Annotated in this window: 25 protein-coding genes and 1 tRNA gene; 14 read left to right on the top strand and 12 right to left on the bottom strand. The window is 70.5% G+C overall.

Annotated features, from left to right (window positions below; all coding sequences use genetic code 11):
- Window positions 1–73 precede the first annotated feature (73 nt).
- Entirely contained in the window at window positions 74–727 is a 654-nt protein-coding gene (locus ACFFC4_RS10565) for a hypothetical protein (protein WP_375500542.1), read from the top strand.
- Here ACFFC4_RS10565 and ACFFC4_RS10560 read toward each other — a convergent pair.
- Window positions 724–2,289, bottom strand: a complete 1,566-nt coding sequence (locus tag ACFFC4_RS10560; protein ID WP_375500540.1) for an MFS transporter — start codon at window positions 2,287–2,289, stop codon at window positions 724–726. The genes ACFFC4_RS10565 and ACFFC4_RS10560 overlap by 4 nt on opposite strands.
- Before the next feature lie 79 nt (window positions 2,290–2,368).
- Here ACFFC4_RS10560 and ACFFC4_RS10555 point away from each other — a divergent pair, with 79 nt between their 5' ends.
- On the top strand, window positions 2,369–3,391 hold the full coding sequence (locus ACFFC4_RS10555; RefSeq protein ID WP_375500538.1) for an Lrp/AsnC family transcriptional regulator: 1,023 nt from the start codon (window positions 2,369–2,371) through the stop codon (window positions 3,389–3,391).
- A 22-nt stretch (window positions 3,392–3,413) separates the two neighbouring features.
- Here ACFFC4_RS10555 and ACFFC4_RS10550 read toward each other — a convergent pair whose 3' ends face one another.
- Window positions 3,414–3,773, bottom strand: a complete 360-nt coding sequence (locus tag ACFFC4_RS10550; RefSeq protein ID WP_375500644.1) for an FKBP-type peptidyl-prolyl cis-trans isomerase — start codon at window positions 3,771–3,773, stop codon at window positions 3,414–3,416.
- 4 nt (window positions 3,774–3,777) lie between these two features.
- On the opposite strand from ACFFC4_RS10550, the gene ACFFC4_RS10545 reads away from it, so the two are divergent.
- The 3 genes from ACFFC4_RS10545 (at window position 3,778) to ACFFC4_RS10535 (ending at window position 5,402) form a co-directional block, all read left to right on the top strand.
- Entirely contained in the window at window positions 3,778–4,227 is a 450-nt protein-coding gene (locus tag ACFFC4_RS10545) for a GNAT family N-acetyltransferase (protein WP_375500536.1), read from the top strand.
- A gap of 153 nt (window positions 4,228–4,380) precedes the next feature.
- On the top strand, window positions 4,381–4,785 hold the full coding sequence (locus ACFFC4_RS10540) for a cupin domain-containing protein (RefSeq protein ID WP_375500642.1): 405 nt from the start codon (window positions 4,381–4,383) through the stop codon (window positions 4,783–4,785).
- Window positions 4,782–5,402 (top strand): PaaI family thioesterase, encoded by a 621-nt coding sequence (locus ACFFC4_RS10535; RefSeq protein ID WP_375500534.1) that lies wholly within the window; start codon window positions 4,782–4,784, stop codon window positions 5,400–5,402. The genes ACFFC4_RS10540 and ACFFC4_RS10535 overlap by 4 nt, the downstream gene beginning before the upstream one ends.
- Window positions 5,403–5,419: 17 nt before the next feature.
- On the opposite strand, the gene ACFFC4_RS10530 is transcribed toward ACFFC4_RS10535, so the two are convergent.
- Genes ACFFC4_RS10530 through ACFFC4_RS10500 form a run of 7 tightly spaced genes read right to left on the bottom strand, consistent with a single transcriptional unit; the run spans window position 5,420 to window position 12,224 of the window.
- Window positions 5,420–7,066 carry an N-acetylmuramoyl-L-alanine amidase gene (locus ACFFC4_RS10530; protein WP_375500532.1) on the bottom strand — a complete coding sequence of 549 codons (1,647 nt, stop codon included), beginning with the start codon at window positions 7,064–7,066 and terminating at the stop codon, window positions 5,420–5,422.
- 10 nt (window positions 7,067–7,076) lie between these two features.
- A complete protein-coding gene (locus ACFFC4_RS10525; protein WP_375500530.1) occupies window positions 7,077–8,075 on the bottom strand; it encodes a DUF3445 domain-containing protein in 999 nt (332 codons plus the stop codon).
- Window positions 8,072–8,998, bottom strand: a complete 927-nt coding sequence (locus ACFFC4_RS10520) for a PDR/VanB family oxidoreductase (protein WP_375500528.1) — start codon at window positions 8,996–8,998, stop codon at window positions 8,072–8,074. Before ACFFC4_RS10520 ends, ACFFC4_RS10525 begins: the two co-directional genes overlap by 4 nt.
- Window positions 8,995–9,477 carry a dimethylamine monooxygenase subunit DmmA family protein gene (locus ACFFC4_RS10515; protein ID WP_375500526.1) on the bottom strand — a complete coding sequence of 161 codons (483 nt, stop codon included), beginning with the start codon at window positions 9,475–9,477 and terminating at the stop codon, window positions 8,995–8,997. Before ACFFC4_RS10515 ends, ACFFC4_RS10520 begins: the two co-directional genes overlap by 4 nt.
- Entirely contained in the window at window positions 9,474–9,869 is a 396-nt protein-coding gene (locus ACFFC4_RS10510) for an ethanolamine utilization protein (protein WP_375500524.1), read from the bottom strand. Before ACFFC4_RS10510 ends, ACFFC4_RS10515 begins: the two co-directional genes overlap by 4 nt.
- A 7-nt stretch (window positions 9,870–9,876) precedes the next feature.
- Window positions 9,877–10,596 carry a M24 family metallopeptidase gene (locus ACFFC4_RS10505; RefSeq protein WP_375500522.1) on the bottom strand — a complete coding sequence of 240 codons (720 nt, stop codon included), beginning with the start codon at window positions 10,594–10,596 and terminating at the stop codon, window positions 9,877–9,879.
- Window positions 10,593–12,224 (bottom strand): amino acid permease, encoded by a 1,632-nt coding sequence (locus ACFFC4_RS10500; protein ID WP_375500520.1) that lies wholly within the window; start codon window positions 12,222–12,224, stop codon window positions 10,593–10,595. The genes ACFFC4_RS10505 and ACFFC4_RS10500 overlap by 4 nt, the downstream gene beginning before the upstream one ends.
- A 237-nt stretch (window positions 12,225–12,461) precedes the next feature.
- Between ACFFC4_RS10500 and glnT the strand changes: the two genes are divergently transcribed.
- The 7 genes from glnT to ACFFC4_RS10465 all read left to right on the top strand — a co-directional run bounded on the left by glnT (window position 12,462) and on the right by ACFFC4_RS10465 (window position 19,134).
- Window positions 12,462–13,832 (top strand): type III glutamate--ammonia ligase, encoded by a 1,371-nt coding sequence (gene glnT / locus ACFFC4_RS10495; RefSeq protein ID WP_375500518.1) that lies wholly within the window; start codon window positions 12,462–12,464, stop codon window positions 13,830–13,832.
- A gap of 38 nt (window positions 13,833–13,870) precedes the next feature.
- Window positions 13,871–14,746: a glutamine amidotransferase gene (locus tag ACFFC4_RS10490; RefSeq protein WP_375500516.1), complete on the top strand. Its 876-nt coding sequence runs from the start codon at window positions 13,871–13,873 to the stop codon at window positions 14,744–14,746.
- Window positions 14,743–15,447: a hypothetical protein gene (locus tag ACFFC4_RS10485; protein WP_375500640.1), complete on the top strand. Its 705-nt coding sequence runs from the start codon at window positions 14,743–14,745 to the stop codon at window positions 15,445–15,447. Before ACFFC4_RS10490 ends, ACFFC4_RS10485 begins: the two co-directional genes overlap by 4 nt.
- Window positions 15,444–16,754 (top strand): FMN-binding glutamate synthase family protein, encoded by a 1,311-nt coding sequence (locus tag ACFFC4_RS10480; RefSeq protein ID WP_375500514.1) that lies wholly within the window; start codon window positions 15,444–15,446, stop codon window positions 16,752–16,754. Before ACFFC4_RS10485 ends, ACFFC4_RS10480 begins: the two co-directional genes overlap by 4 nt.
- Entirely contained in the window at window positions 16,751–17,941 is a 1,191-nt protein-coding gene (locus tag ACFFC4_RS10475) for an NAD(P)/FAD-dependent oxidoreductase (RefSeq protein WP_375500512.1), read from the top strand. The genes ACFFC4_RS10480 and ACFFC4_RS10475 overlap by 4 nt, the downstream gene beginning before the upstream one ends.
- 27 nt (window positions 17,942–17,968) lie before the next feature.
- Window positions 17,969–18,598 (top strand): helix-turn-helix domain-containing protein, encoded by a 630-nt coding sequence (locus tag ACFFC4_RS10470; protein ID WP_375500510.1) that lies wholly within the window; start codon window positions 17,969–17,971, stop codon window positions 18,596–18,598.
- A 149-nt stretch (window positions 18,599–18,747) separates the two neighbouring features.
- A complete protein-coding gene (locus ACFFC4_RS10465; protein WP_375500508.1) occupies window positions 18,748–19,134 on the top strand; it encodes a hypothetical protein in 387 nt (128 codons plus the stop codon).
- On the opposite strand, the gene ACFFC4_RS10460 is transcribed toward ACFFC4_RS10465, so the two are convergent.
- Window positions 19,135–19,210 (bottom strand) — tRNA-Thr (locus tag ACFFC4_RS10460).
- Window positions 19,211–19,379: 169 nt separating this feature from the next.
- Here ACFFC4_RS10460 and ACFFC4_RS10455 point away from each other — a divergent pair.
- Window positions 19,380–20,147: a glycerophosphodiester phosphodiesterase family protein gene (locus ACFFC4_RS10455; protein ID WP_375500506.1), complete on the top strand. Its 768-nt coding sequence runs from the start codon at window positions 19,380–19,382 to the stop codon at window positions 20,145–20,147.
- Here ACFFC4_RS10455 and ACFFC4_RS10450 read toward each other — a convergent pair whose 3' ends face one another.
- Window positions 20,148–20,984: a stage 0 sporulation family protein gene (locus tag ACFFC4_RS10450; protein WP_375500504.1), complete on the bottom strand. Its 837-nt coding sequence runs from the start codon at window positions 20,982–20,984 to the stop codon at window positions 20,148–20,150. It lies immediately after the preceding gene.
- Between the two features lie 93 nt (window positions 20,985–21,077).
- Between ACFFC4_RS10450 and ACFFC4_RS10445 the strand changes: the two genes are divergently transcribed.
- Window positions 21,078–22,643 carry a SpoIID/LytB domain-containing protein gene (locus ACFFC4_RS10445; RefSeq protein WP_375500502.1) on the top strand — a complete coding sequence of 522 codons (1,566 nt, stop codon included), beginning with the start codon at window positions 21,078–21,080 and terminating at the stop codon, window positions 22,641–22,643.
- Between the two features lie 18 nt (window positions 22,644–22,661).
- Here the strand turns inward: ACFFC4_RS10445 and ACFFC4_RS10440 are convergent, their stop codons facing one another.
- A complete protein-coding gene (locus ACFFC4_RS10440) occupies window positions 22,662–23,849 on the bottom strand; it encodes a DNA polymerase III subunit delta' (protein ID WP_375500500.1) in 1,188 nt (395 codons plus the stop codon).
- Between the last annotated feature and the right edge of the window lie 8 nt (window positions 23,850–23,857).

The raw sequence follows: 23,857 nt of genomic DNA, 5'->3' as shown, positions 1-23,857 counted from the left end.
CGCCACCGCGTAAGAAAGGTCGAGTGGGGCGCTGGCAAACCCGGGCCACGGGGTCAGCAGCTCCAGCGCCGCGGTGCTGCACGCCCTGCCCACCAGGCACGTCCCCCAACGCGTCGAGCTCACCTCGGCCGGCCGGGCTAACCCGCGGCGCGGCGCGCGGGCCGCAACGCTCGGGCCGGCAGACGTCGAGTTCTGGTTCGGCGTCAGGGTGACCACGCCGGCCCGCACCTGCATCGACCTGGCACGGCACGATCGCCGCGCCGGAGTGATGGCGTGCGACTCGGCGCTGCACCAGCGGCTCGTGACGGTAGACGAGCTCAAGGCGGGGCTCGCCCGGGCGCAACGTTGGCCTGGGGTCCGGCAGGCCCGGGAGATCGTCCACTTCGCCGACGCGCGCGCGGAGTCACCCCTCGAGTCCGTGGTTCGGCTCGCCCTGCACGACAGCGGCTTCCCGCCGCCCGAACTGCAGTACGAGATTGCTGTTCCGGGCCGACGGCATCCATTGCGCGTCGACCTCTGCTGGCCGCGGCACCGCCTCATCCTCGAGGCGGACGGTCGAACCAAGTACGTCGGCGACGAGAACTGGCGCGAGAAGCGGCGGGAAGCGCTGCTGCGGCCGACCGGGTTCCGCATCGAACGCGTCATCTGGTCCGACGTCGAGCGGACCTGGGCAGCGACGAGCGCCTACCTGTGGTCCGCGCTCGGGCTCTCGAGCCCACCTTCCTAGCGCGCTGGCGGCATTTCGGGCTCAAGTCCCGCCACCGCGTACGAGACGTCGGACTCGGTGTCGACCACCGGCTCGCGGGCAGGCCGAAGCAACACGAGTACCGCGACGCCGGCGAGCAGCCCGAGGACCCCGCTGACCAGGAACGTCAACTGCACGCCGCCGACTGCCGCCGCGTGCAGCGCAGAGTCCAGCGAGGCGCGCGAACCGGCCGGCGCGCGGCCCAGCACGGCCTGCGCCTGCCCGCCCGAGAGCGCCTTGCCGACCTCGCTGGACGACCGCTCGCCCCGGTCGGACAGCACCTGCGATGCGCGCGCGGCGAACACCGAGCCGAGCGTGGCAATGCCGAGTGCGTACCCCAGCTGCCGGGCGGTGTTGACCGCGCCCGCGGCCATGCCGCCGCGCTGGATCGGCACGGCGCTCATCGCTGCCGAGCTCAACGTCGGGGTGGCCATGCCGACGCCGATCCCGATCAGCACGTAACCGGGCACGAGCTCCGGCCAGGTGGCCGAGCCGTGCACGAGAACGCCATCGACCAGCGCGCCCAGGCCGATGAGCAGCAGCCCGCCGCCGATGATCAACCCCTTCCGCTCGCCCTGCACGAACCGGCCGATCAGGGCGGCCACCGCGAACGACGCGATGGACAGCGGCAGGCCCGTCAACCCTGCTTCGATCGGCGACAGCCCGATGACCGACTGCAGCCAGATCGAGACGTAGGTGAAGGAGCTGAAGGCGGCGAGCGAGAGCACCATGCCGGCGAGCAGGACGGCGACGAACGACCGGTTGCGCAGCAGGGCGAGGTCCAGCATGGGCGCGATGAGCCGGCGCTCGACGAGCACGAAGGCGATCAGCAGCAGCGGCGCGGCCGTTAACCAGGCCCAGCTGCCGACCTCGCCCCATCCCGCCTCGTTGGAGCGGATGAGCCCGTAGGTGAGGGCGCCGGCGCTAGCCGTGAACAGCGCCATACCCGCGATGTCGATGCGCGTTGCGGTCGTGGTGTTGGCGTCCTTCAGCACCAGGACGCACATCGCGATGGCGAGCACGCTGACCGGGAGGTTGACGAAGAAGATCCACCGCCACGAGGCGCCCTCGGTCAGCAGGCCGCCGAGGATCGGCCCGATGGCGGCCGAGGCGCCCGACACCGCGCCCCACATTCCGAAGGCGGTGCCCCGGTCGCGGCCTGAGTAGTTGGAATTCAGCAACGCGAACGTGGTGGCGAACATGGCCGCGGCGCCGATGCCCTGCACCGCCCGGGCGGTGATGAGCGAGCCGGCGTTCGGCGAGACGCCACACACCATCGACGCGACGGCGAACAACGCGAGGCCACCGACGTAAGCGCGGCGGTGCCCGACGCGGTCGGCGATCGAGCCGGTGCCGAGCACCAGGGCAGCCAGCGCCAGCGCATACGCGTCGATGACCCACTGCAGAGACGAGAACGAGGTCTTGAGGTCGTCGGCCATGTCGGGCAGCGCGACGTTCACGATCGTGACGTCGACGAGCAGCATGAAGGTGCCCAGGCACACCGTCACGAGCGGCAGCCACTTCTTCATCCCGGTTGTTTCCATGCGGCCACTATTGCGGTGCCGGGTGACATCGACGTGCTCAAGACAGCAGAGGGCGACGATTACCGCCACAATCGGGTTCGTGCTGCTGGAAACTGCCACCGTGGACCCGACCGACGCCAAGATCGTCCGCTGCCTACAGCTCTCGCCCCGGGTCCCGTTCCGGGTGGCGGCCGAGGTACTGCAGATCTCCGAGCAGACCGTGGCCCGGCGCTACCGTCGTCTGGAGCGCACCGGCATCGTCCGGGTGATCGCCCTGCTGCGGCCGACCGCGGTCGGCCAGAGCAACTGGATCGTGCGGGTGCGCTGCAAGCCGAACGGTGCCGACTCCCTCGCCCACGCCCTGGCGCAGCGCGACGACATCAACTGGGTCACCTTGGCCTCGGGCGGGTCGGAGATCGTCTGCGTGCTGCGCTCGCGGACGTCGCAAGCCCGTGAGGAGCTGCTCATGCAGCGGCTACCCCGTACCGCGCCGGTGCTCGACATCTCGGCGGCGATGGTGCTGCACCAGTTCGTGGGCGCCGGATCGGCGGCCTCGGTCGACAACTGGGCCGGGCTCGAAGGGCTGCTCGATGAGGCGCAGACGCAAGCGCTGATCGCCACCGTCGACGTCCACCCGCCCCGAACGGAACAGCGCGTCGAGCTCGTGCCCACCGACCAGGCGCTAATCGACGTGTTGGCCACCGACGGACGCGCGTCGTACGCCCGCCTGGCCGAGGCCACCGGGCTCACCGAGGCTCGAGCGACCCGCCGGGTGCGCGCGCTCGTCGAGGGCGGAGCGCTCTATTTCGACGTCGACCTGTCGGTGGCGCAGTTCGGCCTGTTGTCAGCGGCGTCGGTGTGGTTGTCGGTGACCCCGGCCGAACTCGACCGCGCCGGTCAGGCGCTGGCCGCGGCGCCGGAGGTTGCGTTCGCCGCCGCGATCACCGGCCCGCAGAACCTGACCGCGTCGGTGGTGTGCCGGGACGTGGCGCACCTGTACTCGTTCGTCACAGCGCGCGTCGGGGCGATCGCCGGAGTTCAGAGCATGGAGGTGACGCCTGTGCTGCGGCACGTCAAGCAGGCCGGGGCGATGACGGACGGACACCGCCTGGCCCCGGCATAAGACCCAGCAGGCTATTTGGCTGTTACCTCACAGACAGCAGGTCGATGACGAAGACGAGCGTCTTGCCGGACAGGCGGTGCCCGGACCCGGCCGGCCCGTAGGCCTTCTCCGGGGGGATGGTCAGCTGGCGACGCCCACCCGTCTTCATGCCGGGGATGCCCTCCTGCCAACCCTGGATGAGCCCGCGCAGCGGGAACTCGATGGACTCGCCACGGTTCCACGAGGCGTCGAACTCCTCGCCCGAGTGATACTCGACGCCCACGTAGTGCACCTCGACGGTGTCACCCGGCTTCGCCTCGGCGCCCTCACCCACGACGATGTCCTCGATCGCGAGATCTGCCGGGGGCTCGCCGCCTGGGTACTCGATGACTGGTTTGCTCAGTGCCATGCGCCCTATCCAACACGACGTCCGTGCCGCGTTGCTCGTTGAGCTGGATCCGGCGACCCTGTACCGGATCCTGCAGCTGCGCACGGATGTCTTCGTCGTCGAGCAGAACTGCGTCTACGCCGACCTCGACGGCCGCGACCTCGAACCCGACGCTCGCCAGCTCTGGATCGCCGCGCCGTCGGGCGCGGTCCTTGCCACCCTGCGGCTGCTCACCGACCCCAACGGCGACGCGCGCATCGGCCGGGTTGTCACCGCCGCGTCCGCGCGCGGCGAGCGCCTGGCCGCTGCACTGATGCAGCGCGCGATCGAACTGGCCGGGGCGCGGCCGATCGTGCTCGCCGCGCAGAGCTACCTCGAGGCCTGGTACGCCGGCTTCGGCTTCGCCCGCGACGGCGCCGAGTTCGTCGAGGACGGCATCCCGCACGTGCCCATGCGCCGCCCGTCCTGACGCGTCCGCGGCCTGGGCCGGTAGGTACCGATCCCCGCCTTTTGCTCTGCTCACTGTGGCTGAGCGCGCGCTCAGAAATACTGAGCAGAGCAAAAGCGCGCGCCGAGTACTAGTTAGGGTCGAGGCGTGACGCTCGATCCGGCCGCGCTCGGCATGGCACCGCATCCCGAGGGCGGCTGGTATCGCGAGACGTGGCGGCACGAGCAGTTCGTTGACACCGGGCAGGGGCGCAGGCGCCTGGCGACGTGCGTGTCGTTCCTGCTGCAGCCCGGCGAGGTGTCGGCCTGGCACCGGGTGCGGTCGCCCGAGCTGTGGTTGTGGCAGGGCGGCGGACCGGTGATCGTCAGTACGGGCGGCACGGGCAACGCCCCGGGCAAGGCCGTCGCGCACGAGCTGCACGTCGGCGGCCAGCACCTCGTCGAACCCGACGAGTGGCAGACCGCGCGACCCGCAGGCGACGAGGCGACGCTCATGGCGTGCGTCGTCTCCCCCGGTTTCGACTTCGCCGACTTCAGCCTGTTCGATGACGTCGCGTTCGACGATGGAATCGCCTCATGACCGAACGGCCGTTCGACCCGCTGTCCGACACCCGCCGCGGCGGCACCGAGTACGACGCGCTGCACGCGGCACACCGGCTGCTCAACGACCGTCTCGCCGGCGCGGCCATGCCGGCCGACGTCGAACGGGACGTGGCCGCTCGGCTCGACGAGCTGAACGAACTGCTCCGCAGCCATCAGGCCCCGCGCGAACACGACCGCGTCGACGGGATGCGCCCGGACCTGCCCGGCCGCGGGCACCCGTTGCTGCCACCGTTCGTGATTGACGGCGAGACGATCGGCGAGCACGGGACGGGCACCCTGCGCGGGCGGGTCACGTTCGGCCGCTTTTACCTCGGCGGCGGCGCGGCCGTGCATGGCGGCGTCCACCCGTTGCTCTTCGACGACGTCCTGGGTCGGGTGGCGAACCAGGGCAAGCCGTTCGTAGCCCGGACCGCCTCCCTGAAGGTCGACTACCACCGCGTCACGCTGCTGGACGTCGAGCTGTTCTGGGACGTGACGCTCGAACGCACTGACGGCCGCAAGCGGTTCACCACCGGAAGGCTCACCGACGCCGACGGCAACCTGCTGGTCGAGGCGCAGGCCCTGTTCGTCGAATTGCTGCCGGGGATGCCCTAACACCCGAAGATTCGGGCCTACTTCTCGAGGTAGGCCAGGATCCCGGCGGCCACCGCAGCCGCGATGCGTTGCCGCCCCGATGCCGAACTCTGCAGCGCGGCGTCGTGAGCGTTGCGCATGTTGCCCAGCTCGAGGAACGACGTCGGGGTGGTCGTCAGGTTCAGCCCGGCGAGGTCAGTGCGGTAGTAGTAGCCGTCGGTGCCGATGTACGTCGACGGGACGAGACCGGACGACGCGGAAAGCGCCCGATGCAGGTCTTGCGCCAAGACCGCGGTGCGCGACACGGTGGCCTCGGACGCGCCGACCGGTCGCCGGCTGTCCTCGTTGACGTGGAAGCCGTGCCCGGACGACCGCGCGCCGTCGGCGTGGATCGCGACCGACAACGTGACGCCCGGCGCGCTCTCGAGGCGGGCGCGTTCGTTCACACACGGGCCGACGCCGGAGTCGCTGCTGCGGGTCATCCGAACCCGCACCCCGTGCGCCGTCAGAATCCTGCGAACCCGCAAGCTGACGTCCCAGGTGAAGGCGTGCTCGGGATAGCCGGCGTTCGTCTCGGTGCCGGTGGTGTTGCACGCCTTGCGCTTGCCGTAACCGGCGTTCACCAACTTGTCGATCTGGGTCAGGTGCGACTCGTTACCGCCGTTGTGCCCGGGGTCGAGAACGACCAGCGGCGCCGCACTGCTGACCGCCGGCGCCGCCGCGAGCGCCGCCGTGATCAACTCCGCCTGGTGCGTCACCACGGCCTCGCCCCGCGTGTAGTACAGCGAGTTGCCGCCCTCGGCCAGCACCGCGACGGCGTACCGATCGGCGTCGACGAAGCCGGTGCTGTTGATGATCGCGTTGGTGGGGTGCGCCGGATCGCGGTTGGTGTCCCAACCGTTCTTGATCGCGGCCGACGGCTGGGCGGTGGCGAATCCGAAGGCGTTCGGTTCGCCGGTCGAGGTGCGCTGCTCATAGTCGTGCAGGCGCGTCGAGAGCCACGGCCAGACCTTCGGGTCGGCCTTGAGCTTGGCGTAGAGCTGCACCAATCCGGCGGCGGTCAGCTGGGTGCTGCCCCAAATACCAGGCATGCTTGGTGGCCCGCCGAGCCCAGCCACGCCGTAGTGCGCCTCGATCCACGGCTCGAGGCCGTCCTTGCCCACCTGCGGGTACAGCGACCACGCTGCGGCATTGTCTGAACGGGTGATCATCGCGGTGGCCAGCGTGGCGGTGCGCCCGTTCATCTGCCCCTGGACCAGCAGCCGGGCCGCGATCAGCACTTTCGCCACTGACGCGCTGGCGAAGCCCTGTGTGGCCAGGCCTGCGGTGGTCACGGCACCCGACTTCGTGTCCAGTACCGCGACGCCCGAGTACATGCCGTGCGCCGTTGCGTAGCGCACGGCGGCCCGCGCAGAGCTCTGCAGCGTCGGTGCCGCTGTCGGTGCCGCGGTCGGTGCCGCTGTCGGTGCCGCGGTCGTTGTGGGGGTGCCGGGCGCAGTCGGCGTTCGCGACCCTGAAGCACTCGTGGCCGGACCGGCCGAGACCGGCGCCGGGGCACTCGTCGGGGCCGTGGTCGACCTTGGCGCGTCGCTGTGCCGCACGGTGCCGCTGGAGCTGCACCCGGCCGTGATCGTCACCGCCAGGGCGACGACGCTCCACGCAGCGGCACGGCGTTGGCGGGTCATCGCACGCAGGCTATCCCGCAGCGGCGGCAGCCTCGCGTAACCAGTGCACCGCGACGTCGCGGTAGCGAGCCAATCCCTTGTACTCGGCCATGTCCTGGGGCAACTCCGCCAGCACTGCAGCGAGTCGTCGCGTCCACTCGGGCACCCGGGCGACGTCGGAGAACGGCAGCAGGTAGGTCCGGATCGGGAACAGCACCGCGTTCGACGGCGCGAGCCGCACGAAGTGCTGCACCTCGACGCGCAGGTGCAGGCGCTCGCCCGCCTCGTCCGGATGCTCGACCGCGAGACGTCGGGTACGTCCCCAGCGGTGGTAGGTCTCCGTGGACACATCCAGTCGCGGCGTGGCTGACAACGTCCAGTTGACCCGTCGGTAATCGGCGCCGGGTTGCAGACGCAGCAGGAACTGCTGCGCGCGCGGAATGATGTTCTCGGGCACGAGCCGCGGCACCGGGCGGTGGATGTCGACGAAGGCCATCCCGAGGTCGAACCTCAGCGACCAGTCCGCGGCGAAGGTGACCAGGCCGGCGTCGGCGAACAATGCGCCGTCGCGCTGATCGAGCAGGACGAGGTCCTCCTGCAGTTGCGAACCGATGTAGCGCAGCGGATCGGTCGGCAGCGAGCCGTCCTCGCCATACTCGAAGGTCTGGTCGACGCCCAGCAGGTCGTTGTGCCAGTGCCAGCCGCGCCCGCGCCGGGTGAGCGACATCGCCTGCGGATGTTCGGCGGCGAGCTGGCCCATGCCCCACATCAGGGTGTCCCAGCAGGCGGCGCGCATGTGCGGCAGCTCGCCGACCCGGGTCGCATCCGCGGCCAGGATGTCGCGACGCTGCCCGAGCTCGTCGACGTAGTTCGCGTCGACGTCCACGCTTACCTCGCCCCACGAGCCGGCGGCGGTGCGCACTGCCGTGCCGGCTGGCTCCACGTTGGCGTGGTAGCGGTACCGGTCATCGTCGAACGGGAAGGGGAACCGGCGCACCCGCGCGGGGAGCGTGTCCGGGACCGTCGTCACGCGACTACCTCCAGTACGTCGTCGACCGCGCGGGACACGCACGGGAGGAGGTGTTCACCGCTGAGCCGTTCGGCGTCGGACAGGAACAGGTCGCGGTGCTCGACGCGGCCGGCCCGCACCGGCAGCAGGCACTCGCCGCAGACGCCCTGCCGGCACCGGGACGGCACGTCGAATCCGTTGCGCTCCAGGGTTTCCAGCAGGCTGACACCGGCCGGCACGTCGTAGCTGGCGGCGCCGACCCGGACGCGGAACGGCCGCCCGGCGTCGAGCACGTCACCGGTGAACCGCTCGCGGTGCAACCGGACCGGCGGCCAACCCGCGTCCAGCGCCGCTCCGGTGACGACGTCGTCGAACGCTGCCGGCCCACAGACGTACAGGTGGGTGCCCAGCGGTTGGCTGAAAAGCGCGCGGTCCAAGTGTTCGGCGAAGGCGGCCCGGTCGGTGAACTGCCGCAGCCGTTCGCCGCAGAGCGAACGCAGCTCGTCGACGTGCGCCCCGGCCCGGTGCCGGTAGAGGAACGTGAACGGGCGGCCCCACCGAACCGCGGCGTGGGCGTGCGACAGCAGCGGCGTGACGCCGATGCCGCCGGCGATCAGCAGGTGGTGCGCCGCCGCCGCGATCGGCGCGAACGCGCTCCTGGGCCGCGCGGTGTACACCGGGTCGCCAAATCTGAGCTGATGCAGCCAGCGCGACCCGCCGGCGCCGTCCGGGCGATGCAGCACGCTGATCCGGTAGGCGTCCGGCAGGACCCCGTCGTCGAGCAGCGAGTAGGCGGTCAACCGGCCGGCGCAGTCGATCACCAGATGGCTGCCCGGGACATACGCCGGCAGTGCGCCGTGCTCGGCGACCAGGGTCAGGGTGCGCACCGGTCCCGCGTCGACGATCCCGACGACAACGAGGTCCAGCCCGGCCCCTGCTGTCACGCAACCTCCTCGGCGTCGGCCTGGAAGCCCAGGTAGGAACCGGTGTGCGCCGACGCGTGGGCGAAGACCAGCAGGCCGCGCCCGCACCCGTCGCACGGGGCCACCTCGTCGACCTGCGCCTCGACGAGCGACGTCGTCGTGCAATGCGCGCAGTAGACCCGTCGCTGCCCGGCCGACGACGCGTGCAGCGTCAGCTCGTCGTCGCACAGGCCGGCCGCCCGGCAGCGCGCCGCGACAGCGAGCACCTCGTCCTCTGGACCCGTGATCAGCACGCGCAGTCCGACCGCCGCGTCGGCGAGGGCGGCCGCCAGCCCGGCTGCATCGACCTGCCAGCACGGCCGGTCGAGGTCGGCGATCTGCTGCGCCCACCGCCGCGTGACCGCGTCGTCAGCGCCGACGATGCCGAACGTCCGCCCCGAACCGTCCACGTCCGGCGGGTCGGCACTCCACCTCGGCACCGCGGCGTGCTCGGTGATCACGGAGCGAAGGAGCGGTGACCGACGTAGAACGCGAGACCGCGACTTGACGTGGAGAACAGGATGCGTGAGCCGCGTGGGAAGAAGATCGCGTCGTGTTTCCGCGCGATCAGCACCTGCCCGGTCTCCTGGTTCTCCAACCGGAACTCCCCCTCGAGCACGACCTTCATCTCGTCGTAGTCGTAGTAGTAGTCGAGGGGCTCGTCGGTGTGCTGCAGCTCGAAGTACCCGGACGCCATCGGGCTGCCCTCCGGGTTGGCGTAGACGTCGCCGATGAACCCGAGCGTGCCGGGATAGTCGGACGCCATGCTCGGCAGGTCGCGCCATGCCCCGCTGGTCACCCGGAACGGCGGCACCCCGGTTCGTTCGACTGCAGTCACCTTCGTCTCCGTCACCGTCGCGTCAGTCGATCGTCAGCAGCTGCTCGAAGAAGCCGCCGATCTCGCGTTGCCGGTCGACGAAGTGGATCTCGCAGATCCAGTGCCGCGGTCGACCGTAGGGGTCGATCGAGCGCATCTCGGTGTCGTTGGCCGGGATCACGTACGACTCGATCTCGTCGTCGTCGAGCTTCTCGTGTGGGAACTCACCGAGCAGGTGCCCCGCGATCGGCCCGCCGAACTCCCACCCGCGCGACGTCGCCTGCTCGACGGCGAAGGCGTGCAGCTGGGCCCCGGTGCAGTCGGGGGTCGCGTCGAAGAACGCCTTGCACGCGTACCACCCGGCCTCGATGTCCGCCTGCAGCTTCAGCTTGGCCGGGTCGTCGCCGAGGACGAACGTCCGACCGAAGTCCGACTCCCATTCGGCGAAGATCGGGCCGAGGTCGATGAAGACGATGTCGTCCGGCTCGATCGTGCGCAGCGGCGGGTTGTCGTCGTAGGGGTGCAGCGTGTTGCGCCCGGCCCGCACCACCCGCTTGTGCCAGTAGCGGCTCACGCCCAAGTGGTCGGCCGCCAGCGCCTTGATCTCGTCCGACAGCTGCTTCTCGTCCACGCCGGGATGCACGAGCCCGTCGGCGGAGATCCGTTCGAACAGCTGCTGGGCGTGCTGTTGCGCAATGCGTAGCTCGTGCTCGCGCGTCTCGGCCGTGGCGTCGGGGGCGGGGTAGGACTCAATTGTCGTCATGCCTGTACTCCGATCGGGTCGTCGTGCTTGGCCCTGAGCGGCGGGACCTCGGTCTCGACGTCGAGCGGCGCACCGTCGACGCTCCACTTGGGCCCGGTGAACCAGTGCCGGGCCGAAAGGAACCAGCTCAGCGTGGCGTAACCGAGCACGATGCCGACGGCGATCGGCGCGTAGTTGAACAGCGACCACTGGAACTTGCCGTCGACGTGCAGGGTGCCCTGCGGGAACAGGAACGCCGCGCAGATCACAACGGTCCAGCCCAGCGCCAGCACGTTGACCAGCTTCGACCACTTGCCGAGGTTCCAGGAGCCGACCACGAAGTCGTCACCGCGCATGAGCCTGAGCAGCGTGGGCAGCGCGAACGACACGGTGAAGGCCACAACGGCCACCGAGACCACCGCGTTGAACGCGACGGGGACGCCGGAGGCGTTGGTCTTCAGCGACGGAACGCCGAGGATGAAGGAGAACACGACGGCGAACCAGATCGAGTTGGTCGGCGTTTTGGTGCGGGAGTTGATCCGGTGCCAGAACTTGTGCCCTGGAACGGCTCCGTCGCGGGAGAACGCGTAGATCATCCGCGAATTCGCGGTCACCGAGGCGAGGCCGCAGAAGAACTGCGCAACGATGCCGATCACCACGAGGAACTCGGCGACGTGCCGGGACAGCACATCGAGGAACAGGTTGGCCGAGGCCGACGATCCGGTCGCCGCGATGTTGCCGTACGCGGTGCTCGTGACGCTGCCCGGCAGCGCATAGCAGAGCGCGAAGAGCAGGACGAAGCCGGCGACCGCCGACACCCCGATGGACGTGACGATGCCGCGCGGGCCTGCCTCGTGGGCGTTGCGCGTCTCCTCCGAGAGGTGGGCCGATGCGTCGAAGCCGGTAATCGTGTAGGCGCATACGCCCAGACCGACGATCGAGATCCACAGCCCGGACCCGTGGAACCAGGTGAGGCCCGTGTCGTTGACGTAGGAGGTGAACACCGACGAGATGGCCTGGTGCTTGTCGGGCAGCGCGAACAGGACGACGACGATGATGCCGGTGCCGATGAGGTGCCACCACACGCTGACGTCGTTGAAGATCGCGACCAGCCGGACCCCGAACGTGTTCATCAGCCCGTGCAGGGCCAGTACGATGCCGTAGATCATCAGGATCTGCCACGGCCGCGCGGCGAACGACGGGTCGATCGCCAGCTTGATGAAGAAGCCGATGAAGTTGGCCAGACCGAAGTCGATGCTCGCGGTGACCGCCACCTGCCCGAGCATGTTGAACCAGCCGGTGTACCAGGCCCAGACCGGGGCGCGCTTACGCGCGAGTCGGGCCGACCAGTAGTAGAGGCCACCAGCTGTCGGGTAGGCGGAGCAGATCTCGGCCAGCGACAGACCGACCATCATGATGAACACGCTGGCCACGACCCAGTCGATGATCATGATGCGCGGGCCGCCGGCGATCATCCCCAGCCAGAACGTCTGCAGCACGCCGGTGATGATCGAGATGATGGTGAACGACACAGCGAAGTTCGAGAACCCGCCCATGCCCCGCTTGAGTTCTTGCTGGTAACCCAGGTCGTTGAGCCGCTTCTCGTCGGCATCCTGCGTTTTGGGTTCGGTCAACGCGCTAGCGCTCACTGCTGCCTCCTGAAGGCCGGGTGGGTGGCACGGTGCCCGCGGCGGCGTCGCCTGCTGGGAAACTTGAACCACTGGTAGGAAACAAGCGCGGTGTTTCACACATGTCACGTGCCGGTCAACGCGGTGCGACATACCGGACGAGTCACCGAACCGGGTCACACCGCCACCAGATCGTCCGCTAGTCTACCGTCAGTATATTTCGTTCACTGTAAAGAAACCCAGCTAGAGGAGCCCGCCATGACGGATTCGCGGTCCGTGCTCGACGAGATCCGCCCGGCCGCAGTCGCACCCGCCGCGAGCCAGACGCTGCAGGAGCTGGCCGAGGCGGACGGCACGAAGCACCTGCTGGCCATCTTCACCACCCTGACCGGCAAACCGTGCGCCAAGCTGGTGCCCGTGCGCGCGGCCGACATGCTGCAGTTCGAGGGCGTCGGGTTCGCCGGCTTCGCCGCCGGCGCGCTGGGACAGGCACCGCGCGACCCGGACGTCATGGCGATCCCGGACCTGTCCACCTACACGCCGCTGCCCTTCGTGCGGCCCGGGCTGGCGCTGGTGCACTGCGACGCCCAGGTCGACGGCGCGATCCATCCGTTCGCGCCGCGCAACATCCTGCGGGCCATGATCAACCGCGCGGCCGGGTACGGCCTGCAGGTGCGGGCCGGCGCCGAGACCGAGTACTTCCTGCTGCGTCGCGAGGCCGACGGCACCCTCGTCGTGGCCGACGACCGCGACGACGCGGCGCAGCCCTGTTACGACGTGCGCGGCGTGACGCGGATGTTCGATCACCTGTCTGCCGTCACCGACGCCATGGACGCCATGGGGTGGGAGCCCTACGCCAGCGACCACGAGGACGGCAACGGCCAGTTCGAGCAGAACTTCACCTACAGCGACGTGCTGACGACCGCCGACCGGGTGACGACGCTGCGCTACGTCATCCACATGCTCGCCGAGCAGCGCGGCATGCTCGCCACCTTCATGCCCAAGCCGTTCACCAACCGCACGGGCACCGGGCTGCACCTGCACCTGTCGCTCTGGCGCGACGGCGAGCCGGTGTGCCCCGACAGCAGCGACCGGCACGGGCTCGGCCTGTCCGCGGAGGCGTACTCCTTCCTGGCCGGCATCCTTGAGCACGCCCCCGGCCTGCACGCGCTGATCGCGCCGACCGTGAACTCCTACAAGCGCACCGGGGCGTCCACAACGTCGTCCGGAGCGACGTGGGCACCCCCGCGGGTCGCCAGTTACGGCGGCAACGACCGCACGCACTTCCTGCGCGTCCCGGACGGCAACCGCTTCGAACTGCGCGGGGCCGACGGCTCGGCCGATCCGTACCTCGCCGCCGCCGCCGTGATCGCCGCCGGTCTCGACGGCCTGGAGCGTGGGCTCGACCCGGGCGCGCCGGGATCGTCGGACGGTCCGGCACTGCCGCGCACGCTGCTCGATGCCGTGCACGCCTTCGAGAACGACACCGTGCTCACCGGCGCCCTCGACGCGCTCGACCCGTCGGCCGGAGTCGCCGCCTACTACGCCAACCTCAAGCGCGAGGAGTTCTACACCTGGCACAGCCAGGTCACGCCCTGGGAGCTCGAGCACTACCTGACCGCTGTCTGATCCCGTAACCGACGGACCACAGAAAGGACGGTGCGCCGATGTGCGGCATCGCCGGTCTCCACCTGCGTAGCGACGTGCTGCGCCCGCGCCTCGGTGCCCTCACCGCCGGCATGCTGCGCCAGCTCGCCGACCGAGGCACCGACTCGGCAGGCGTTGCCGTGTACGGCGACCCCCGCTATGCCGCGCCGCCTGGCGGGTCCACCGTCGGCGTGCTGGCCACACCGGAGCAGCTCGCCGAGCTGAACGCGGTGGCCGAGCTCGTCCCGGCCGGCCCGACCACCGTTCTGCGCTCGGCGCTGGGCTACCAGGACCTGCTCGGTGCGCTGCACGACGCGCAGCCGGACGCGACCGTCACCAGCTGGGGATGCGACAGCGTCGTGCTCAAGGGAGCCGGCCATCCGGCCGCCCTCCTCGACAGCTTCGGCCTCGACGCCGCCACCGGGTGGCAGGCAGTCGGCCACACCCGGATGGCGACCGAGTCGGCAGTCACCGCGGCCGGCTCGCACCCGTTCTCGGCCGGCGCGGACATCTGCCTCGTGCACAACGGCTCGTTCAGCAACCACGCGACCATCCGCCGCGAACTGCAGGCCGACGGGGTGCAGTTCGACAGCGAGAACGACTCCGAGGTCGGCGCCCGGTTCATCGCGCACGAGCTCGCGGCCGGCGCAGACCTCGACAAGGCGCTGCGGTCGCTGTGCGAACGCTTCGACGGCTTCTACACACTGCTCGTTGCGACCCAGGACTCCTTCGCGGTGGTGCGCGACGCGATCGCGTGCAAGCCGGCCATCGTCGCCGAGACCACCGAGTGGGTGGCGATGGCGTCGGAATACCGCGCGTTGACCGGGTTGCCGGGCATCGAGAACGCGCTGATCTTCGAGCCCGAACCCGAGGAGGTCTACACGTGGAAGCGATGACCGACGGCACCGACGTCGAAACGCTCGTCGACCTGCGATCCGACGCGACGACCGAGCTGAACCGGGCCCTGCACCGCGCCCCCGAGGGCAGCCGGTGGCGGGTCACGAACCCGGACGGCCGGCACAACCTCGCCGTCGGGCTGACCGCCGAGCTGGACGTCCGCATCGACGGGCACGTCGGCTACTACTGCGCGGGCATGAACCAGCGCGCCACCGTGCTGGTCGAGGGCAACGCTGGAACCGGCCTGGCCGAGAACATGATGTCCGGCTCGGTCCGGGTGCGGGGCAACGCCTCCCAGTCGGCCGGTGCAACGGCGCACGGCGGCCTGCTCGTCATCGAGGGCAACGCCGGCGCGCGCTGCGGCATCTCCCTCAAGGGCGCCGACATCGTCGTCGGGGGCGACGTCGGACACGTCAGCGCGTTCATGGCGCAAGCCGGTCGACTCGTCGTGTGCGGTGACGCCGGCGACGCACTGGGCGACTCGGTCTACGAGACCCGGATCTACGTCCGTGGGCACGTCAAATCCCTCGGCGCCGACTGCGTAGCGAAGCCCATGCGCGACGAGCACCGCACCGAACTCGCTGAGCTTCTGCTGGCCGCGGGCCTCGACGCCGAGCCGGCCGAGTTCACCCGGTACGGCTCGGCGCGCGAGCTGTACAACTACCACGTCGACGACGCGCGTCAGGAGACCCGATCATGAGCGACCCGCGCAGCGCGCGGCTGTCCGCGAGCTTCGACCCGGCCACCATCGCCGAGATCCAGCGGGCCGCGACGACCGGCGTCTACGACATCCGTGGTTGGGGTGCGAAGCGGTCCCTGCCCCATTTCGACGACCTGCTGCTGCTCGGCGCCAGCATGTCGCGCTACCCCCTCGAGGGGTACCGCGAGCACTGCGGCACCGAGGTCGTCCTGGGTGACCGGTACGCCACCTACCCGCTGCGCCTCGCGACTCCGGTCACGATCGCCGGGATGAGCTTCGGCGCGCTGTCGGCCAACGCCAAGGAGGCGCTCGGGCGGGGTGCCAGCGAGATGGGGACGTCGACCACCACCGGCGACGGCGGCATGACGCCGGAGGAGCGCGAGCACTCCAAGACGCTCGTCTACCAGTACCTGCCGTCGCGCTACGGCATGAATCCCGACGACCTGCGGCGTGCCGACGCCATCGAGATCGTGCTGGGCCAGGGCGCGAAGCCGGGCGGCGGCGGGATGCTGCTCGGCCAGAAGGTCACCGAGCGGGTCGCCGACATGCGCACCCTGCCCGTGGGCATCGACCAGCGCAGCGCGTGCCGGCACCCGGACTGGACCGGTCCGGACGACCTCGCGATCAAGATCCTCGAGCTGCGGGAGATCACCGACTGGGAGAAGCCGATCTTCGTCAAGGTCGGTGCGTCGCGGACGTATTTCGACGTCAGCCTGGCCGTCAAGGCCGGTGCCGACGTCGTCGTACTCGACGGTATGCAGGGCGGCACCGCCGCCACGCAGAGCGTGTTCATCGAGCACGTCGGGATCCCCACCCTCGCCGCGCTGCCGCAGGCGGTCGAGGCGCTGCAGGAGCAGGGGATGCACCGCAAGGTCCAGCTCGTCGTGTCCGGCGGGATCCGCGGCGGCGCGGACATGGCGAAGGCCTTGGCGCTCGGCGCCGACGCGGTGTCCATCGGCACTGCCGCGCTCGTCGCGCTCGGCGACAACGACCCCCAGTTCGAGGCCGACTACCAGCGGCTGGGCTCAACCGCCGGGGCCTTCGACGCCTACCACGGCGGGCAGGACCCGGCCGGCATCACGACCCAGGACGAGACGCTAACGGCGCGTCTCGACCCGGTCCTCGGTGGTCGGCGGATCGCGAACTTCCTACGCGTGATGACCCTCGAGGCGCAGACCCTGGCCCGGGCCTGCGGCAAGGCGCACCTGCTGCACCTCGAACCCGAGGACCTGGTGGCACTGACCGTCGAGGCCGCAGCCATGGCGCGGGTGCCCCTCGCCGGGACGTCCTGGGTGCCGGGCCGGTGACCGTCGCGGATAAGGCCGACGTCGTCGTGGTCGGCGGCGGCATCGAAGGTCTGGCCACGGCCTGGGCGCTGACCAGCCGCAGCGCGGGCAGCGTCCTCGTCCTCGAGCGCGGCTCGCTCGCGTCGGCCGGCACCGGCAAGTCCAGCGGGATCGTGCGCTGTCACTACGGCGTGCCGTCGCTGGCCGCTATGGCGCTGCGCGGCACCGAGGTGCTCGAGCAGGCAGGCGATCTGCTCGACGCGGAGGTCGGCTTCGCGCAGGTGGGCTACGTCGCGGCCGTCGGTCCGGAGAACGTCGAGCCGTTCCGCGCCAGCGTGGCCGCGCAGCAGCGACTCGGCGTCGACACGCGGCTCGTCAGCGCCGAGGACGTGCGCGGGCTGTGGCCCGGCGTCCAGCTCGACGACTTCGCGGCGTTCGCCCACGAACCGCGTGGCGGCTACGGCGACGCCTACTCGACGGCCATGGCCTACGCCGGGCAGGCCCGCCGCGACGGCGCGCGGATCCGCCCGGGCACCCCGGTCGCCGAGGTGGTCGTCACCGGCGGCCGCGTGCAGGGGGTGCGCACGGCAGACGGCGCCTTCATCGGCTGCAGCACCGCTGTGGTGGCCGCCGGCCCGTGGACGCCTGCGCTGGTGCGCGAGCACGGCGTCGACGTCCCGGTCACCGTGCACCGCGAGCCGATCCTGCTGGTCGACCCGGGCCGCCCGCTCGGCGCCGTCCCGGTGCTGTCCGACCTCGTCCGGCTGCAGTACGTGCGGCCGGAGATCTCCGGCGAACTGCTGCTGGGCAACAGCGACCTCGCCGAGCTGCATCCGGCCGATCCCGACAGCTACCGCAACGCGGCGGACGACGTGCACATCGAGGCGGCGATCGCCAAGTTCATCCACCGCTTTCCCGAACTCGACGCCACCCTGACGTCGTCCTACGCCGGCTGCTACGACGTCACGCCGGACTTCAACCCGATCATCTCCGCCACCCCGGTCGACGGGCTGTTCGTGGCCACCGGTTTCAGCGGCCACGGCTTCAAGATCTCCGCAGCGGTCGGCGAGCTGATGGCCGACCTCGTGCTGTACGGCGAGAGCCGGGCGCCGGCCGTGCTCGAGTCGGACTTTCGGCTGAGCCGCTTCGCCGAGGGCCGGCTCACCGTGACCGCCCATCCGTACGCGGGCGCGGGTCAGCTGCGGTGAAGGCAAACCGTCGTAGCATCACCGATCGTGACTACGGCGGACGCAACCGGCGGCGATGACACCGGTGCCCACGCCAAGCCCCAGGGCCTCGAGCAGGTCATCGGTCGCCAGGTACGCGCCTACCGGCAGGCGGCGGGCCTGTCCGTGGCCGAGATGGCGCAGGTCGTCGGCATCTCCAAGGCGATGTTCTCCAAGATCGAGAACGCCCAGACGTCCTGCAGCCTGACGACCATCGGCCGGTTGGCCGCCGGGCTGGGCGTTCCGGTGTCGGCGCTGTTCCGCGGCCTCGACGCCGATCTCGAAGCCGTTTTCACCCCGGCCGGGCACGGCGCGCGGATCGTCGGTCGGGGCACCCGGGTGCATCACGAGTACACCCTGCTGGGCGCCCTGCGCGGCGCCCACAAGCGGATGGAAGCCTCGTTCGTGACACTGACCGAGGCCAGCGAGGTGTTCCCGCTCTTCCAGCACGCCGGCACCGAGTTCATCTACCTGCTCGAGGGCATCATCGTCTACGGGCATGGCAACAACTCGTTCACCATGCGGGTCGGCGATGCGTTGCAGTTCGACGGTGAGGCGCCGCACGGACCGGAGGAGCTGGTCGAGTTGCCGATCAAGTTCCTGTCGATCATCGCCTACGGCGAACTGCCCGAACACTGACGCAGTTTGGCCGCTCAGGTGGGCAGGTGGCCCCGCAGACCGGTATAAAGATCGTTGTCAGGCGTTGATCGGGGGACCGGCGCCTGGCGAAGGCACCGGCACGCCTGCGGGGCCGGACGTCAAGACCCTCGGAAGCATCGGGGGATGCCATGACTGCTGCCGAGACCTTGCACGCCGAACCGGAGCCGGGCACCGCGGCCTCGCCGTGTTGCGGCCGGACGTTGAGCCAGCTGCCGCGTTACGACCGGATCATCCTCGACCCAGCTCAGGTGACCTGCGGCAAGCTCAGCGCCCACGAGATGACGTTGCTCAGCGGGCAGCCCGTCGTCACGGACCCCAATCACCAGTCCACCCTGTTCACCCTGGCTTCGACAGTCGCCATGCTCAGCGGTGGACGGGTGCCGATCGTTCGCGCACTCGACTCGGTGTCTGAAGCGTTGCGCGACGTGCTGCCCGCGGGGCGACCGCTCGAGTCGTGGTCAGCCGAGCTGATGGCGCAGGTGACCACAAAGGCGTTGGTGCTGGCCGCGCGCTGATGGAGCCGCCTCGGGGAATCGAACCCCGGACAACCTCATTACGAGTGAGGTGCTCTACCGACTGAGCTAAGGCGGCGCGTTACGGCAGCGCCGCAACCCGAGGGAGTCTAACGGGTCGGGCACCGCGCTTCTCGCACGGCCGCCGGACCAGCAGCGGGCACTGCCCGGTGTCTCCGGAGCGAAATGATGATGAACATAATCCATTCGGTTCGTCGTTCGTGGCGGTGAGCACGCATGGTGGGCACGTGAGGTATCGCGACGCACCCGGGCCGCTGGCCGTCGCCCACCGCGGTGGTGCCGGGCTGGCAGCCGAGAACACGCTCGAGGCGTTCCGACGTTCGTACGCGTTGGGGGTGCGGTTCCTCGAGACCGACGTCCGCCTCACCCGCGACGGCCACCTGGTCGCCTTCCACGACGGGCTGCTCAACCGCGTCACCCCGCTGACCGGCCGGGTCCGGGCGCGCACGCTGGCCGAGCTGACGTCGACGCCGGTCCTGGGCGGCGGGCCGGTGCTGTCGCTGGCCGCCCTGCTGACCGCCTTTCCGGATTCCTGCTTCACGATCGACGTCAAGGACCCGGCCGTCATCGAGCCGCTCGCCGAACTGATCACGGCCACCGGCGCGGCCCCGCGGATCTGCGTGGCCGGGGCGCGCGGGGCGTGGCTGCGCCGCCTGGCCGAGCTCGCCGGCCCAGAACTGTGCAGCGCACTGAGCTGGCGGGACCTCGCGCAGCTCGCCTCCCGCGGCGGACGGTTCACGGCGGGCGGGTTCGCGCACGTCCCGTTGCGCCTGGGTCGGCTGCCGGTGTTCCGCGACGATCTGCTGGCCCGCGCGCACGACGCCGACCTGCGCGTCGTGGTCTGGACGGTCAACGACACCTCGACGATGCACCGGCTGCTGGACTGCGGCGTGGACGGCATCATCACCGACCGGCCGGACCTGCTGCGCGAGGTGTTGATCAGCCGCGGTCAGTGGCACACGCCCGAGACGCACGCTGCGCTGCCGACCGCCTGATCACGTCTCCCGCGACTCGTAGGCCTTGCGGCTCCCGCACACGGATGCGAGCGCGCAGGTGGTGCGCCGGCCGGTGTCGGACATCCGCACCACGACCTGTTCCCCCGGCACGTTGTGACCCACGACCGTCCCCCGGCCGTCGTCGGTGTCGACCTCGCTGCCCAAGGCCGGCGCCTGCTCGGCGAAGTCCTGGTACAGCGGGTGCTCGTACTTCAGGCAGCACATCAGCTTGCCGCACGCGCCGGAGATGCGCAGCGGGTTGACGGGCAGGTCCTGATCGCGCGCCATCCGTACGCTGACCGGTTCGAAGTCGTTGAGAAACGTCGCACAACACAGTTCACGACCACACGAACCGAGGCCGCCGGTGAGCCGCGCCTCATCGCGGGCACTGAGCTGCCGCAGCTCGATGCGACCTTTCAACGTGGCCGCGAGATCACGAACCAGGCCGCGGAAGTCGACCCGCTGCGGCGCGGTGAAGTACAACGTCGTATGCCCGGAGGACGCGTCATGGCCGGCCGGGACGTGGTCGATGCCGGCGATCTTCATCGGCAGGTCGTGCTCACGGATCAGCGTGCGGGCCGCGACCCGGACCGCCGCGCGGTGCTTGCGGGACGCCGTGGCCGCCGCGATGTCGTCATCGGCCGCCATACCGGACAGTACGGGCAGCCCGCCGATGTCGTCGTCGACCCACTCTGGAGCCCACGTCACCTGGGCGACCTCGTCGCCGTCGGCCGTCGGGTAGAGGACGTGCTCGCCGACTGCCGGGCGCAGCTCACCGGGGTCCGCGTAGTACAGCCGGCCCTGCGGCTGGAACGTCACCGCGCACATCATCACCACGGGCACACGATATCCGCCGAACAGGCAACGCACGGGCCCGCTGGCGCGTCTTGTCAGAGGCAGCGGCGACGTTTCGCCCCGGAGAGGACGAACATGACGAAGCGGATCCTGGGTGCGGCGCTGACCCTCGTCTCGGCGACCTGCTTGCTGGGCACTACGACCGCGTACGCGCACACTCCGTCCCCGAACCCGACGCCGGCCACCCGCGCGGGCGGATTGGCGGCCCACGCGCTGCGCGCCGCGGCTGGTGACTGCGAGCTCGGCACGGTGACCTGCCGGCCCGCGCTGACCGGTTCGTGCAGCAACCGAATCACCACCACGACCCCACCCAGCGCCAGCTCGCTGGTCAAGGTGCTGGTGCGCACGCCGGGCACCGACACGGTGAGCATCTCCTCGGTGCCGTTCTTGACGTACGTCCAGGACGTGCTGCCCAACGAATGGCCGGCCACGTTCGACGGTGACGCGCGCAGGGCCGGCGCGGTCGCCGTCAAGACCTACGCGTGGTACTGGATGTCGCACTTCGGCGGCTACGTCAACGGCGACTCGGCGCAGTGCTTCGACGTCACCGACGACCAGGATTTCCAGGTCTATCGTCCGGGTTCGGCGCAGGCGGCGACCAACTCCTCAATCACCCAGACGTGGCCGGTCTTCGCCCGCAAGGCCGGGCAGGTGTTCCAGACCCAGCACCGCTCGACCTTGACCGGCTCGTCCAAGGAGCCGTGCGGCACCGGCGCGAACGGCACGATGCTCAGCCAATACGGCAGTCAGAACTGCAACGACCCGGACCTCAGGGCGGGCGGCAACACGGCGAACAAGTACAACGTCATCCTGCAGACCTACTACGGCGCGGACCTCCAGCTGGCCACCACCGCCCAGCTGCGCGCGCAGCACGACTTCCAGTTCCTGCGCCGCAGCACTGAGGCCACGTTCGCCAGCGGCACGTGGGTGCTCAACGACGGCTACCCGACCACGATCCGCTTCGGCCTTCGGGGCGACGTCCCGGTGGTGAACACCGTCGGCGACGGGTTCGCCCGGGTCGGTGTGTATCGCCGCTCCAACCACACGTGGTACTTCGGCAGCCCGACCGGCCGCACGCTGACCACGATCCGCTTCGGTCGCGGCGGCGACGTCCCGGTGGCTGCGCAGTACCGCGGGCTCGGCGCGGCCACCCAGGTCGCGGTGTGGCGGCCGTCCGACGGCACGTGGTACTTCGCCGGCGCGACCGGCGGCACCGCCGCGGCCGTCCAGTACGGCCGGCGCGGCGACGTCCCGGTGCCCGGTCGTTGGATCAGTTCCGGCGCAGACTCCATCGCGTTCTACCGCCCGTCGAATCACACCTGGCACATCCGCGGCGGTAGGACCGTCCGCTTCGGCCGTAAGGGCGACATCCCCGTCCCCGCCGACTACACCGGCGACGGCCGGACCGACATCGCCGTCTACCGCCCGTCGAACCACACGTTCTACGTGCGGGGACGGGCGGCGGTCCGGTGGGGGAGCAAGGGCGACGTCCCGGTGACCGGTGACTTCACCGGCGACGGTCGGGCCGACCTCGCCGTCTACCGACCGTCGAATCACACCTGGTATGTGCGGGGCGGGTCGACCACGTCGTTCGGCAGACGGGGCGCGACGCCGGTCGGCAAGGCCCCGTACGCGCTCTGAGCGCATGGCCCGAAACGATCAGGGCAGGCGTAGCTCGGCGGTCATGGCTTCGACGGCGATCCGCGGTTTGACGTTGAGGTCCAGCGCCTCCCGGCAGGCCAGGATCGCGTCGAGGCAGCGCAGCGCGCCCGTCGGGTCGAGGCGTAGGGCGACGGCCACGACGTCGTCGGCGTAGTCGGGGTGCGCGGGCGCGATGGGTGCGCACGCGTGGTGCAGCAGGACGTCGCGATAGAAGGCGGCGAGGTCGACGATTGCCCGGTCCAACGCGTCGCGCTGGGTGCGGGTGTGCCGGGACTTCTGCCGCTTCTCGAGTTCCTTGAGCACGCCGGCCGAACCGCGGACGGCGGTGGCGGTGCCCCGACCCGTCGCGCCGGCCCCCATTGCGACCTGCAGGGACTCGGTCTCGCCCGCGTCGAGGTCGGCCGACAGCGCAGCCGCCTCACCCTCGGCCGAGCCTACGAGGTGGTCGGCGGCCTCGAGGCACGCCCGCAGGGACGTCAGCGACGCGGGGATGGCGAGCACCTCGGCACGCCGGTCGCGGGCGTCGCCGTCGCGGGCCAGCCGGCGCGAGCGGCCCACGTGGCCCTGCCCGGCCGCCGCGGCCCACGCCGCGACGTCGGCGTCGAACCCGTCGGCGCGCAGCACCCCGGCGACGGCCTCGGCCGGCGGCGTGCGCAGTGACACCAGGCGGCACCGCGAGCGGACGGTGACCAGGACGTCGTCGGGGTGCAACGACGGCGCACACAGCAGGATGACGGTGCGGGCGGGCGGCTCCTCGATGGCCTTGAGCAGCGCATTGGACGCCTGCTCGGTGAGCCGGTCGGCGTCCTCGATGAGCACGATCTGCCAGCGGCCGAGCGAGGGGCGACGGGCCGCCCGTCCGACGGTGAGGCGCATCTCGGACACCCCGATGGACAAACCCTCGGGCACCACCAGGTGGACGTCGGGATGCGTGCGATGGGCCACCGTGCGGCACTGCGCGCATTCGCCGCAGCCCACCTCGTCGCGCTCGCACTGCAGCGCCGCGGCGAACGCGCGAGCCGCGACCGAGCGACCCGAGCCGGGCGGCCCGACGAACAACCAGGCGTGGGTCATTCGGCCGGGCGCCGTGGGCCGGTCCTGAGCGATGTCGCGCGCCGCCTCGCTCGCCAACCGCAACGTGGCGACGGCCTCTTCCTGCCCGATCAGCTCGTCCCAGACGCTCACGTTCTCAG

Source organism: uncultured Jatrophihabitans sp. (genome assembly GCF_964244045.1).
Lineage (GTDB): Bacteria > Actinomycetota > Actinomycetes > Mycobacteriales > Jatrophihabitantaceae > Jatrophihabitans.
This window is presented reverse-complemented; position numbering and strand designations above follow the sequence as displayed.